A 12,854-nucleotide genomic window follows, 5' to 3' on the forward strand; every position below is an offset into this window, starting at 1 on the left:
CCCGCTACAGCCCGAGCCTCGCGAGTTCGGTGCGGGAGGCGACGCCGAGCTTCGGGTAGGCCTTGTACAGGTGGTACCCGGCGGTGCGGGGGCTGAGGTAGAGCTGCTCGCCGATCTCGCGGTTGCTGAGCCCGGCCGCGGCGAGGCGGACCACCTGCAGCTCTTGGGGGGTGAGCTTCCCGGCGAGGTCGGGGGCCGCTGCGACGGGGCCGGCGTCGCCGGCGGCGCGCAGCTCGCGGCGCACCCGCTCGGCCCACGGCTCGGCCCCGAGGCGCTCGAACACCGCTGCGGCCGAACGGAGCCGGGTCTTGGCCTCGTTGACGCGGCGGGCCCGGCGGAGCCACTCGCCGAGGAGGAGGTCGGTGCGGGCGGCTTCGAAGGGGAAGCCGCGGGACCCGAGCTCGGCCTCGCGGTGGAGCGCGGCGGCCCGCTCGAACCGGATCCCGGCCTCGTCGTCGGGGGCCAGGAGCCCGCGGGTGCGCTCGACGACCGCGGCGAGGTGCACCTGCCCGGTGGCCTCCACCCACTCGGTGTACCAGGCGAACAGGTCGGCGGTCCGGTCCGGGTCGCCGACGCGGACCGCCGCCTCGACGGCATCGGGCACGAACGGGAGGATGTCGGCGGGGGCGGTCGAGTCGAACGAGGACAGGAGCCGGTCGAGGGCGTCCTCGTGGCGGCCCAGCGTGAAGTCGAGCAGGCCCTCCGCGAGACCGGTCTTCACCGCGGTGTCCGCGGGCGCCTGCGCGGCCATCGCTCCGGCCAGGTCCGCCACGCGCGCCTCGTCGCCGCGGTAGGCGGCGACCGGGGCGAGCACGTACGCGCGCGCCTTCACCGTGCCGATGAGCTGCCCGATCTCCAGCGACAGGTCGATGACGTTCGCCGCCAGCGCCTCGGCGTCCTTCCAGCGGCCGCGGTGGAACTCCGCGACGGCGTTCATCATGAGCAGCCGGGGCAGGGCCCCGGCGCTCCCGGACTGGCGGGCGGCGCGGGCCGCGCTGGAGGCGTCGGCCTCTGCGGCGGCGATGTCGCCGACGAGGGTCTGCCACCACGCGACCATGCCGCGGTCCTCGGCGGAGACGGCGTCGCCGAATCCCTTGTGGATGTCGATGAGTCTGCGGAGGGCGGCGACGCCCTCGGCCGGGGCTACGGTGCAGGACCGGTTGAGTCCGGCGGTGGCGGTGGCGAGGTCGCGGACCCACGCCGAGTGGTCGATGGCGAGGCGTTCGGCGTGCTCGGCGGCGACCTCGGCGCGGGACAGGTCGCCGGTCTGCCATGCGAGTTCGACGGCGCGGAACAGGGGGTAGCCGGCGGCCTGGGGCTGGACGGCGGTGTAGTGGTCGGCGGCCTCCATGTAGAGGCGGTACGCGCCGCGGGCGTCGTTGTTCCAGGCGGCGACGAGCGCGCCGATGAGGCTGGCCCTTGCCAGGATCGCGCGGTCGCGGGTGGAGGCGAGGATGCGGCCGTACAGCTCCCACGCCTTGGGGCCGTTGCCGGCCGCGGCGGCGGCTTCGGCGGCGCGCAGGAGGCGGCGGCCGCGTTCGGGCCCTTCGGGGGTGAAGGCCGCGGCGCGTTCGAAGGTCGTGTACTCGACGCCGTGGCCGCCGCAGGTGGAGGCGCATTCGGCGGAGGCCTCCAGGGCGGCGGCGACGGCCTCGTCGGGGCCGGTCGCGGCGGCGGCGAGGTGGAAGGGGCGCCGGTGGTCCTCGGGCTCCATGACGTCGGCCATGGTCCGGTGCGCCTCGAGGCGCCGGTGCACGGGCGCGCCCTGGTAGGCGGCGGAGCGGATGAGCGGGTGCCCGAACGCGAAGCGGCCGCCCTCGAAGCGGACGAGGTCGTCGGACTCGGCGGGCGCGAGGTCGGTGAGCTGCGCGCCGAGCATGCTGGCGGCGTCGAGCACGAGCGCGGTGTCGGCGGTGTCGTCGGCGGCGATGAGCAGGAGGAGCGTGCGGGTGGTCTCGGGGAGGCCGTCGATGCGGTCGCCGAAGACCTGCTTGAGGCGGGTGGTGGTGGAGCGCGTGTTGGTCCAGTCGGCGGCGAGGCGCGTCTCGGGCTCGACCGCGGGCAGTTCCAGGAGCGCGAGGGGGTTGCCTTCGGCGGAGCGCAGGACCCGGTCGCGGGCGCTGTAGGGGACGCCGGCGAGGCGTTCGGCGAGGAGCTCTCCGGCGGCGTGGTCGTCCAGGGGGCCGAGGCGCAGCTCGTCGAGGCCGGGCGTGGGGAAGTCGGGCGCGTAGCCCTCGCGGACGGTGAGGAGCATGGCGACCGGTTCGGCCGCGAGCCGCTTGGCGAGGAAGAGGAGGACGGCCGCGGAGTCGGGGTCGAGCCAGTGGGCGTCGTCGACGATGCAGAGGACGGGGCGGGCGACGGCCGCGGCGCCGAGGAGGCTGAGCGCGGCAAGGCCGACGGTGAACCGGAGGTCGCCGGGGGGCGCGGTCTTGTCGGGGGCCGCTTCGAGGCCGAGGGTGCGGGAGAGGACGCACGCGTGGTGGTCGGGGATCGCGTCGAGGTGCCCGGCGAGCGGCAGCAGGAGCGCCTGGAGGCCCGCGAACGACCAGGAGTGCTCGGACTCGACGCCGGTGCAGCGCACCACGGTGAAGTCGGCGGCGGCCTCGGCGGCGGCGGCCGCGAGGCTCGACTTGCCGATCCCGGCCTCGCCGCGCACCACGAGTGCGGAGCCGCGGCCCTCGCGGGCGGCGGCCAGGCGGTCGGCGAGGGCGGCGGTCTCGGTGTCGCGTCCGTACAGCACGGTTCCAACGGTACCGCCGCCCGCGGCGCCCTAGTACGGGCTCGGCATGGGGGTCGCGGCGCGCGCGTTCGCCAGGGCCCGGCCCCACCAGTGCAGCTCGTCGAGGAGGGTCTTGGCGGCCGGTTCGCTCTCGTCGAACTTGGTGAACTCGCCGCGCTCGTCGAAGTGCTGGTAGAAGCGGGGGAAGGAGATCGAGTTGCGGATGGTGAGGGTGCGCAGCTCGGGGAAGATCTGGCGCAGGTGCTGGGCGGCGTTCTGGCCCCCGGAGAGCTTGCCGCCGTACGTGACGAGTGCGACGGGCTTGGCGGCCCACTCGTTCATGTAGAAGTCGATCGCGTGCTTGAGCGACGCGGGGATCGACATGTTGTACTCGCCGGAGACGACGACGAACGCGTCGGCGCGGTCGAGGCGCTCGGCGAGCGCGGAGACGGGTTCGGACCGGTCGCTCGGGGTCGACCACATGTCGTGCTCGGCGAGGTGCTGGGGCAGGTCCGCCTCGAGCAGGTCGATGAGGTCGACGTCGAAGCCGCCGTGCTCGCCGGCGACGCCGGCGATCCAGTTCGCGGGGGCGGGGGCCCAGCGGCCCTCGCGGGTCGACCCGATGATGACGCCCAGGTTCAGCTTGTCGCTCATGATGGTTCCTTCGCTGTCGTTGCCGTTCGGCACCGAAGCTACGGACGGACCGACGGGCACGACATCTGTCGGCCGACTGGCGCCCGACTGGAACCGCGGGCGACCGATGGCGGGCGGGCCGACCGGTCGTATTACAGATGCGCCGCAAGTCGACCCGTCCGTAGCGTGGCCGCCATGACTACCGATACTGCGGCCCCGGAGGCCGCGACCAGGACCGACTGGGCGGCGATCGCCGCCGTCGGCTTCGCGCAGCTCGTCGTGGCGGCGGGCATGTCCAGCATCGCGGTGGCGCTGCCGCTGATCCGCACCGAGTTCGCCGTGTCCGAGGCCGCCACGGCGTGGGTGCTCCTCGCCTACGCCCTGCCGATGGGCGCGGTCGCGATCGCGGCGGGCCGCCTCGCCGACCGCGCCGACCTGCGCGCGGTCGCGGTGTTCTCCATGGGCGCCTTGGCGGTCGGGTCGGTCGCGGCGGCGCTCGCGCCGACGTTCGGCACGCTCCTGGCGGCGCGCGCGGTCGGGGGCCTGCTCGGCGGGCTGCTGTTCGGGATGACGGGCCGGATCATCGTGACGTCGTCGTCGCCGGAGCGGCGGGGGCGGGCGGTGTCGCTCATCGCGCTGACGATGACCGTCGGCGGCATGGGCACGGTGGGCGCGGGCGGGTTCGTGGTGGGCGCGTTCGGCTGGCAGGGCCTGTTCTGGGTGTTCGCGGTGCTGTCGGCGGTCGCGCTGGCGGCCTTGGCGGTCACGGTGCCCTCCAACGGGACCGGGCTGCCGCGGCCGGACCGGGCGCTGGTGGTGGACGTGGCGGCCTCGGGCGGCGCGATCGCGGCGTTCCTGCTGGCGTTCGAGTACGTGGACTCCTCGCCGTGGATCGCGCTGGGCGCGCTGGGGGCGAGCGTGGCCCTGGCGGCGGCGTGGGTGCGCCAGCCGTCGTCGGCGCCGACGGTGGCGCTGCTGCGGTCGCCGCTGCTGGCGGGGGCGCTGCTGAGCCTGACGCTGCTGTCGACGGTGACGGGGCTGCTGAACTTCGCGCTGCCGTTCCTGCTCACCGACGTGCACCGGGTGCGCCCGGAGCTGGTGTCGACGGTGATGCTGGCGTTCATCGGCGGCGTGGCGGCGACGACGCCGCTGGCGGGCTGGCTCTCGGACCGGTTCGGCGCGGGCCGGGTGTCGTTCGCGGGCGCGGTGCTGACGGTGGCCGCGACGGTGCCGCTGCTGTTCGTGGACGGCTCGACGAGCCTGGTGGACCTGGGGGTGCGCATCGGGGTGGCGGGTGCGGCGATGGGGCTGTTCAGCATCCCGATGAACGCGTACCTGCTGTCGTCGGCCCCGCCGGAGCAGGCGGGCACGGCGGGCGCGTTCATGGCGACGACCCGCACGATCGGCGCCTCCCTCGGCCCGGTGGTGGCCGCGCTCGCGTGGGGCCTGGGCGCGACCTCCGCCGACGGCTACCGCCTGGCCGCGTGGACGATCGCCCTCATCCTCCTCGCGGGGACGGCCCTCCAGGCGACGACCCGCCCCTGGCGGACCCCGGCCGCCGTGTGAGACGCGGCCGGACCGCCGGGCCCGCCCGATGGAGGGCGCGGCGGTCCGATCAGAGCTCCACGACCCGCAGGACCGAGTCCAGCCCTTTGAAGTCGTCTGCGTTCCTCGTGTACAGCGGCAGTTCGTGTATCGACGCGATCGCACCGATCATCAGATCCATTTTGCGTGGTTTCGGCGATCGGCCGTGCGCGATCGTCAGAGCGACGAGGGTCCCATACCGATGAGCGGCTTCATCAGTGAACGGCAGCGGGTCGAACCGGTTGACGGCTGCGTTGAGCCGTTCGTATCTGGTCGCACGTTCCCTTGCGTCCTGGGCGTAGGCGATGCCTTGATGCAGCTCCGCCAGTGTCACCGCGGTCACGTCGACGTTGGCAGGAAGCGCCTTCGGATCGAGGAACTCGAAGTCGATGAAGGCGCAGGTGTCGAGGACTCCACGGGGTTCAGTTCCGGCCACGGGCCCGCTTCCAAGGATCGTCGTCCTCGCTGAGCCTGTCGTCCCCGAACACCTCCTCGATGTCCTGGCGCATCTTCGCGTAGTCGACTCGGGGCAGCTTCCGGCACACCTCCAGCAGCTCCTCCGAGGTGACGTTCCGTCGCTCCTTGTGCGGCGTGACGTCCGCGATCTTCACGCCGCTGCGTGTGATCACGTAGCTGGCGCCACGCTCGACGGCGTCCATGATCGCGGCGGAGTTGTTTCGGAACTCGCGCTGCGTGATCGTCTCCATACCGCAATTGTAGCCGGATGTGTCACGTCTCGCTACGTATCTCCGAGCGGTCGGCGCGCCTACAGGTCGAGCTTGGCCAGCTCCGTCCGGGAGGAGACGCCGAGCTTCGGGTAGGCGTTGTAGAGGTGGTAGCCCACCGTGCGCGGGCTGACGAACAGCTGCTCGCCGATCTGGCGGTTGGTGAGGCCGTCGGCGGCGAGGCGGACCACTTGCAGCTCTTGGGGAGTGAGCAGTTCGGCGAGGTCGGGCTTGGCCTGCACGGCCGTGGAGTCGCCGGCGGCGCGCAGTTCGCCCTGGGCGCGCTGGGTCCAGGGGACCGCGCCGAGGCGCTCGAAGACCTCGGTGGCCTCGCGCAGGTGGGCGCGGGCCTCGTTGATGCGGCGCACCCGGCGCAGCCACTCGCCGTAGACGAGCTCGGTGCGGGCCCGCTCGAACGGGTCGATGTCGTCGGCGCGGTGGAGCTCCACGGCCCGCGCGAAGTGGGTGCCGGCCTCGGCCTCGGTCGCCATGAGGGCCCGGCAGCGCTCGACCAGGGCCTCCCAGTAGGAGCGGCCGGTGGCGTCGGCCCAGTCGGCGAACCAGTCGAACGCCTCCTTGACCTCGGCGAGGCGCCCGGCGCGGAACGCGGCCTCCACGAGGGTGGGGACCTGCGTGAGCACCTCCATGGGGGTGACGCCCTCGGCGATGCGCAGCAGCCGGTCGAACGCGGCCTCGTAGCGGCCGAGCCCCAGTTCGAGCAGGCCGAGCGCGGTGTCGGCGGGGATCACGGAGTCCTCGGGGGCGTCCTGGATCGCGGCGGCCACGAGCTCGCGGCAGCGCCGCTCCTCGCCGCGGATCGCCGCGATCGGCAGCAGCACCCAGATGCGGCCCTGCATGAGGGCCCGGCGGTCGTTCTGCTCGTGGGCGAGCTCGATGGCGCTCGTGGCGGACGCCTGCGCGTCCGCGTACCGTCCATAGTGGAACTGGGTCTGGGCCTGCACCAGCAGCGCCTGCACGAGCGGGCTCATCGCCCCGCGCTCGCGGCACCACCGCACCTGCTCGCTCGCGGCCTGGTACGCGGCCGGCACGTCGCCGGCGAGGAACCGCCAGCGCGCGGCCAGGACCTGGTCGAACGCCTGGAAGTCCTCGTGGAGCGGCTGGTAGTAGTCGTAGAGGGAGCGCAGCGCGTCGACCGCCTCCCCGGCGGTGTCGCCGGGCCGGCGGTTGAGGCCGGCGGCGGCGCGGGCGAGGCGGCGCACCCACGCGTTGTTGGAGCCGCCGTACTTGGAGGCGAGGCCGGAGGCGTACTTGACCTTCGCGAAGTCGCCTGTCTCCCAGGCGTTCCAGACGCCGCGGAGCAGGGGGTAGCCGGTGTTCTCGTGGCCGGTGGCCGCGTAGTGCTCGGCCGACTCCATCCACACGTCGAACCCCTTGGAGTGCCCGGCCCAGGAGAGGACGGTCGCGCGGATGAGCGCGGTGCGGGCGAGGAGCACGTGGTCGTCGGTGAGCCGCTCGGCGGCCTCGGCGAGTTCGACGGCCTTCCCGGTCATGCCCGCGGCGTAGGCGCACTGGGCGGCCTCGACGAGGCGGCGGCCGCGGCGGCAGGGGTCGGGGGTGAAGCTGGCGGCGCGTTCGAGGGCGGCCATCTCGGCGACGCAGCCGCCGCGCTCGGCCTCGTAGGAGGCGATGGCCTCCAGGGCGGCGGCGGCCTTCTCGTCGAGGCCGGTGGTGGCGGCGGCGAGGTGGCGGGCGGCGCGGATGTCGTCGTCGCCGAACGCCTCGGACAGGGCCCGGTGGGCCTCGATGCGGCGGGCGCGCGGCGCGGAGTGGTAGGCGGTGGAGCGGATCAGCGGGTGCACGAACTCGATGCGGCCCCGGTGGTACCGCAGCAGATCGTCCACTTCGGCCGGTTCGAGGTCGGCGAGGCTGGAGCCCATGCGGGCCGCGGCCTCGGCGATGACGGCGGTCTCGCCGGTCTCCTCGGCGGCGGCCAGCAGCATGATCGTGCGGGTCGACTCGGGGAGGGCGATGATGCGCTCGGTGAACGCCTGCTTGATGCGGGAGGTCGTGGAGTAGCGGCTGTTGGAGGTGTCGGCGAGCAGCAGCGACTCCTCGTTGTCGGCGGCCGGCAGCTCCAGCAGCGCCAGCGGGTTCCCCTCGGCCATGCGCAGGATCCAGTCGCGGCTGGTGAACGGGATCTCGTCGGCGCGCATGTCCAAGATGGACTGCGACGCGTCGAGGTCAAGCGGCCCCAGCGTGAGCTCGGGGATGCCGGGCGCGGGGAAGTCGGGCGCGAAGCCGTCGCGCACGACCAGGACCATCCCGATCGACTCGGTCGAGAGGCGGCGGGCGGCGAACAGGAGCGCGTTGGTGGAGTCGCGGTCGAGCCAGTGGGCGTCGTCGATGACGACGTACACGGGCTGCTTCGCGGACGCGTCCACGAGCAGGTTCAGCAGCGCGAGCCCGACCTGGAGCGAGTGGGCGCGCCCGGTGCCGTCGGCCATGCCGAGCGCGGTGCGCAGGGCGTCGGCCTGGGCGGCGGGCAGCCGGTCGAGGCGGTGCAGCAGCGGGTGCAGCAGCATCTGGAGGCCCGCGTACGACCACGTGTGCTCGGCCTCGACGCCGAGGGTGCGCAGGACGGTGAAGCCCTCGGCGCGCGGGATGACGGCGTCGACGATCGCGGACTTGCCGATGCCCGGCTCGCCGCGGACGACGAGCGCGCCGCCGTGGCCGACGCGGGCGCCGTCGAGCAGCGCCTGGATCGAGTCGAGCTCGCGGTCGCGCCCGTACAGGACGGCGCGGAGGGCGGGGGCGGGCGATTCGCCGTAGACCGGGACGGCGGCGTCCGGGGTCTCGCGCAGGAACTGCGGGGCGGGGCCGGAAGCAGGCGACACGGCGACTCCATCCTCAGGACGACCGGGGACGCCCCAACCCTATCCGCGCGCGGGGCCGGGCCGCATCTGTCATTCGACTGGGGTGGGCGGCGCTCGGCCTGACCTGGTGGAACCGCGGTCGTGACCGGGGTCGGCGACCGGTCGCCGAGACCGGTCGTCCGACTGGGGCGCACGGGCTCCGGCGCGCATAGCGTCGTCGGCATGACCGCATCGTTGGAGACCCAGGGCGCCGAGGCCACCGCCGGGCGCCGCCCCGCACCCCGGCGCTGGACGACGGCGCTGTGGGCGGCGTACGCGCAGGCCGCGGCGTTCGCGGCGGCGGCGGTGACGGCGTTCCTCGCGGGCGACGTCGCCGCCGGCCTCTCGGCCCCGGCCGGGACCCGGCTGTGGACCCTGGGGGCGTTCGCGATCGGATTCACGGCGGTGGTGAGCACGGTGCCGCGGACCGGCCCGCTGGGGCGGGCGCGCGGCGTCGGCGCGATCGGCGCCGGCGTCCTCGCCCTGTCGGCGCTGGCGGTGGCGCTCGCGCCGGGCTTCGTGTTCGCGGTGGCGGCGGCGGGCCTGCTGGGCGCGGCCGCCGGCACGGTGGTCGCGGTGTCGGGCCGGGTGCTGGCGGCGGCGGAGGTCGGCGACGGCTCGGCTTCGGTGGCCCTGTCGGCGGCGTCCCTGCTGACGGGCATCGCGGCGGGGGCGGCGGCGCTGTTCGCGCTGCCGCTGTACGGGTGGCGGGGCGTGTTCGGCCTGCTGGTCGTCGTGGCGGTGCTGGCGGCGTGGAAGTTCGCCGAGCATGTGCCGAGCGACACCTAGTGTTAGCGAACTGTGACGTGAGGTTCGTCCGAGAAGCGTGTTGGCTTTGAGGTTCGGATGTCACGATGAGGTCGTCCGGGTATTCGGAGGTTTTACCCGGCACGCGGGCACCGGCCGTCCTGTGGCGGTGTCCGGAGGAAGGCCCCGGGGAGGTTCGAGACCCCGGGGCCTTCGCCGTGTCCTGGGCGTGAGCCGCTCGGGCGTCGGCGTCGGCGTCGGCGTCGGCGTCGGCTTGGGCGTCGGGTCGCGTCCGGCGGGTCTCCGCCCCGGGCGGAGCGGGTCGGGGTGTGCGGGCGCGCGGCGGATGTCCGCTGCGGGCGGCGACCGGTGCGCGGCGGCGCGAGGGGCCTGTCCGGCGCGGCGGCCGCGCTCCCCTCCGCTGAACGCGAGGGACCTGTCCGGCGCGGCGGCCGCGCTCCCCTCCGCTGAAGCGGGCTTCAGGCGCCTTCAGGTCTGCTTCAGGGTCGGGGTGTCAACCTGGTCCTGGGTCCGGCGCGGAGGACGCCGGATTCGAGGGGTCGACCGACGACCTCTTGGGCGAGTTCGGCGACGCCGATGAGGGCGTCGAGGTCGACACCGGTGTCGACGCCCATGTCGTGGAGCATGTGCACCACTTCCTCGGTGGCGACGTTGCCGGAGGCGCCGGGGGCGAAGGGGCAGCCGCCGATGCCGCCGACGCTGGCGTCGAACTCGGTGACCCCGCGGTCGAGCGCGGTGAGGAGGTTCGCGAGGGCGGTACCGCGGGTGTCGTGGAAGTGCATGAGCATCGGGAGGCCCGTGCTGACGGCGTCGAGGAGGTCGGTGACGCGCCGCGGCGTGCCCATGCCGGTGGTGTCGCCGAACGCGACCCGCCCGGCGCCGGCGGCCTCGGCCGCCTCGACGATGCGGGCGACCTGGCGCGGGTCGATGTCGCCCTCGAAGGGGCACCCGAAGCTGGTGGCGATGATGACCTCGACCGACGCGAGGTGCTCCTTCGCGAGCGCGCAGATGTCGGGGAGTTCGGCGAGCGACTCGTCGACGCCGCGGCCGATGTTGGCCCGGTTGTGGGTCTCGGAGGCGGAGACGACGACCTCGACCGCGGTGAACCCGGCGTCGAGGGCGCGCTCGACGCCGCGCCGGTTGGGCGCGAGCGCGGAGTAGCGGATGCCCGCGTGCTTCTCGACGGCCGCCCACACCTCGGCGGCGTCGGCCATCTGCGGCACGGCCTTGGGGTGGACGAAGCTGACCGCCTCGATGCGGGAGAGCCCGGTGCGCGAGAGCGCGTCGATGAGCCGGATCTTGTCGGCGGCGGGTACCGGCGGCTCGTTCTGGAGCCCGTCGCGCGGGGCGACCTCCCTGAGCGAGACCCGATCGGGCTGGTGCATCGCCGACTCCGTCCGTCGTTGGACCGCTGACCCGCCCATGCTATCCCGCGCTCCCGAATGCCGGGACGCTCCGCATCGCGCCGTGAAGGGGCGGACCGAGCAGCGCCACGGGCGCAAGAACGCGCGCCGCCCGCAGGGCGGGTGGGCGGGCTCGTAGTACTACCATCCCCAGCCCCCACCCGCCCAGGGGAAGAATACGGTGCGATCCTCCCGCCCGGGTCCGACAAGAACGGGCCCCGGCGGCCCCGATGTCACCCCCACGGGTGACGAAAGCACGGTCGGCCCCGGAACGGGAGCAGACGCAGTGCGCCGTCAGCCCGGGTCGAGGGCCCGGAGGGCGGCGGCGCGGAGGAGGGCCGCGGTCTCGTCGGCGGAGACCTCCTGGCCGAGGGAGAGGTACGGCGTGGAGTTCATGAGGCCGAACGCGCCGTGCGCGAGCACCCGGGCCTGCTCGGGCTTGAGGCCGTCGCGCAGCCGGCAGAGCACGCCGACCCACTCCTCCACGTAGACGCGCTGGAGCTTGCGCACCTCGCGCCGGGGCTCCTCGGGGAGGCGGTCGAGCTCGTGGAGGTGGAGGATGACGATCTCGGGCGAGTCGATGACGACCTCGAGGTGGAAGTCGACGAGCGCCTCGAGCGCGGCCTGCGGGTCGTCGGAGTGGAGCGACGCCCAGTGGCGGCCGCCCGCGAGGAGGCGCTCGGAGACGGGGATGAGGGCGTCGGCGAGCATCTGCTCCTTGCCGCCCTTGAAGTGGTGGTACAGCGCCGGGCCGGTGATGGAGGCGGCCGCGCCGATGTCGTCCATGGACACCCCGTGGTACCCGTGCTTCGCCAGCAGCCTGACCGCCACGTCGAGGATCTCGCGGCGGCGCTTGGACCCGCCCCGTCCGTCTGCCGTTAGTTTCTCCACCCAGATGAGGTTACTCGGGCGTACTGCCGCGAGCAGGGAGCAAAAGCCCACTTTCACATGACGGGACCGGCCCCTCACCTGACGGGACCGCGAACCGCCGCAGGCCCCGAACGCCTGTTCACGGCCGCTGAGCGGCTGGCACCGACCGGCCCCGCCCCGGGCCGTGCGCCGCCTCGAACCACGAAGCGGCCGCTGCGTCCCGGACGGCGGCCCGCCGTCCCCCGGCCCCGCCCCGGAACGCGAACCGGCCGCATCCCCCGTGCACGGGATGCGGCCGGCGTCGTGCGGTCGAGCAGCGTTGGCCTCGGTTCGGGAGACCGGACACATGGACTCCCGACGTGGACGTCAGCGGTCGTTCGGGTCCGTGCGGCCCCCGTCGCCCGCCGCGCCGGGCTCGCCCATGGCGGGCGTGCCGGCCGCGGGCGCGCCGGTCGGCGGCATGGGCTGCTGGACCTGCGTGTTCACCTCGGCGCCGTACCGCTCCGAGGTGTACGTCTGCGACATGGAGGCGGTCGCGTCGTGCGTGCGCGAGTCCTGCATGTCGTCCTTCATGCGCCCGGCCTCGGTCTCGGCGCTGGCGAGCATCCGCTCCCAGCGCTCGCGCATCGGCGCGACGAGTCCGCCGCCGACGCCGACGATGGTGACGCCGGCGATGATCGCGAGGACCGTCCACATGATCGGCGTGGTGACCGTGGTGGCGATGCCGACCTGCCCGAAGGCGGCGACGGCGCCGAAGAAGACGATGGCGACCTGGCAGATCCGCGCCACGGTCCGCCCGTAGCTCGTGTTCTCGAGGGTGCCGTCGACGATCTTGAACACCGCGTTGGCGACCGCGAAGGCGACCACGACGATGACGAGCGCGACGAACAGCAGCGGCAGCCAGCCGACGATCTGGTTGAGCAGGGTCGACACGGGGTTGTTGCCGAACGCCCCGAACGCGAGCTGGAGCGTGAACAGCAGCAGCATGTAGTAGACGACCTTGCCGAGCAGGTCGCTCAGCTCGAACTTGCCGGTGAAGCGCCGCAGGCCGGAGCGCTCGCCGACCCGGTCGAGGCCCACCCGGTTGAGCAGTTTCCCGACCAGGCGCCCGATCCATTTCGAGATGAACCAGCCGACGACGAGGATTGCGAGGAATGCCAGCGCCCGCGGCAGAAACGCGATGACGCTGTCCATCATGTTCTGGAAGCTCTGCGTGAAGTTCATACACCGACCGTAAGCCCGATAGCACCCATATTCAGGTGATTCGCTCGATTGG

10 protein-coding genes are annotated in these 12,854 nt (G+C 73.7%); 2 read left to right on the top strand and 8 right to left on the bottom strand.

From position 1 onward, the window contains the following. Positions 1-4 precede the first annotated feature (4 nt). Both ABD419_RS01890 and ABD419_RS01895 read right to left on the bottom strand, forming a co-directional pair. Positions 5-2,743, bottom strand: coding sequence for a helix-turn-helix transcriptional regulator (locus ABD419_RS01890; protein WP_344481053.1), 2,739 nt, complete (start codon positions 2,741-2,743; stop codon positions 5-7). Positions 2,744-2,773: 30 nt separating this feature from the next. Then, the gene (locus ABD419_RS01895; RefSeq protein WP_344481056.1) at positions 2,774-3,376 is read right to left on the bottom strand and encodes an NADPH-dependent FMN reductase; all 603 of its coding nucleotides are present in this window, start codon (positions 3,374-3,376) and stop codon (positions 2,774-2,776) included. A gap of 174 nt (positions 3,377-3,550) precedes the next feature. On the opposite strand from ABD419_RS01895, the gene ABD419_RS01900 reads away from it, so the two are divergent. Then, positions 3,551-4,921, top strand: a complete 1,371-nt coding sequence (locus ABD419_RS01900; protein WP_344481058.1) for an MFS transporter — start codon at positions 3,551-3,553, stop codon at positions 4,919-4,921. Positions 4,922-4,970: 49 nt separating this feature from the next. Here ABD419_RS01900 and ABD419_RS01905 read toward each other — a convergent pair whose 3' ends face one another. From ABD419_RS01905 to ABD419_RS01915, 3 genes are read right to left on the bottom strand one after another with little or no spacing between them, the layout of a single operon-like run. Further along, on the bottom strand, positions 4,971-5,375 hold the full coding sequence (locus tag ABD419_RS01905) for a type II toxin-antitoxin system VapC family toxin (protein ID WP_344481061.1): 405 nt from the start codon (positions 5,373-5,375) through the stop codon (positions 4,971-4,973). Next, entirely contained in the window at positions 5,362-5,646 is a 285-nt protein-coding gene (locus ABD419_RS01910) for a type II toxin-antitoxin system Phd/YefM family antitoxin (protein WP_344481064.1), read from the bottom strand. Before ABD419_RS01910 ends, ABD419_RS01905 begins: the two co-directional genes overlap by 14 nt. Positions 5,647-5,705: 59 nt before the next feature. Then, on the bottom strand, positions 5,706-8,519 hold the full coding sequence (locus ABD419_RS01915; RefSeq protein ID WP_344481066.1) for an ATP-binding protein: 2,814 nt from the start codon (positions 8,517-8,519) through the stop codon (positions 5,706-5,708). Positions 8,520-8,720: 201 nt separating this feature from the next. On the opposite strand from ABD419_RS01915, the gene ABD419_RS01920 reads away from it, so the two are divergent. Beyond that, positions 8,721-9,326 (top strand): hypothetical protein, encoded by a 606-nt coding sequence (locus ABD419_RS01920; RefSeq protein ID WP_344481068.1) that lies wholly within the window; start codon positions 8,721-8,723, stop codon positions 9,324-9,326. A 458-nt stretch (positions 9,327-9,784) separates the two neighbouring features. Here the strand turns inward: ABD419_RS01920 and ABD419_RS01925 are convergent, their stop codons facing one another. From ABD419_RS01925 to ABD419_RS01935, 3 genes are all read right to left on the bottom strand, one after another. Next, positions 9,785-10,690, bottom strand: a complete 906-nt coding sequence (locus ABD419_RS01925; protein ID WP_344481071.1) for a hydroxymethylglutaryl-CoA lyase — start codon at positions 10,688-10,690, stop codon at positions 9,785-9,787. Positions 10,691-11,002: 312 nt separating this feature from the next. Further along, entirely contained in the window at positions 11,003-11,599 is a 597-nt protein-coding gene (locus tag ABD419_RS01930) for a TetR/AcrR family transcriptional regulator (protein WP_425555878.1), read from the bottom strand. A 345-nt stretch (positions 11,600-11,944) separates the two neighbouring features. After that, complete coding sequence (locus tag ABD419_RS01935) at positions 11,945-12,802, bottom strand: mechanosensitive ion channel family protein (protein WP_344481073.1); 858 nt, start codon at positions 12,800-12,802, stop codon at positions 11,945-11,947. Positions 12,803-12,854 lie beyond the last annotated feature (52 nt).

Origin of the sequence: Glycomyces endophyticus, from assembly GCF_039531525.1 — a bacterium.
GTDB classification, from domain to species: Bacteria; Actinomycetota; Actinomycetes; order Mycobacteriales; family Micromonosporaceae; genus Glycomyces; species Glycomyces endophyticus.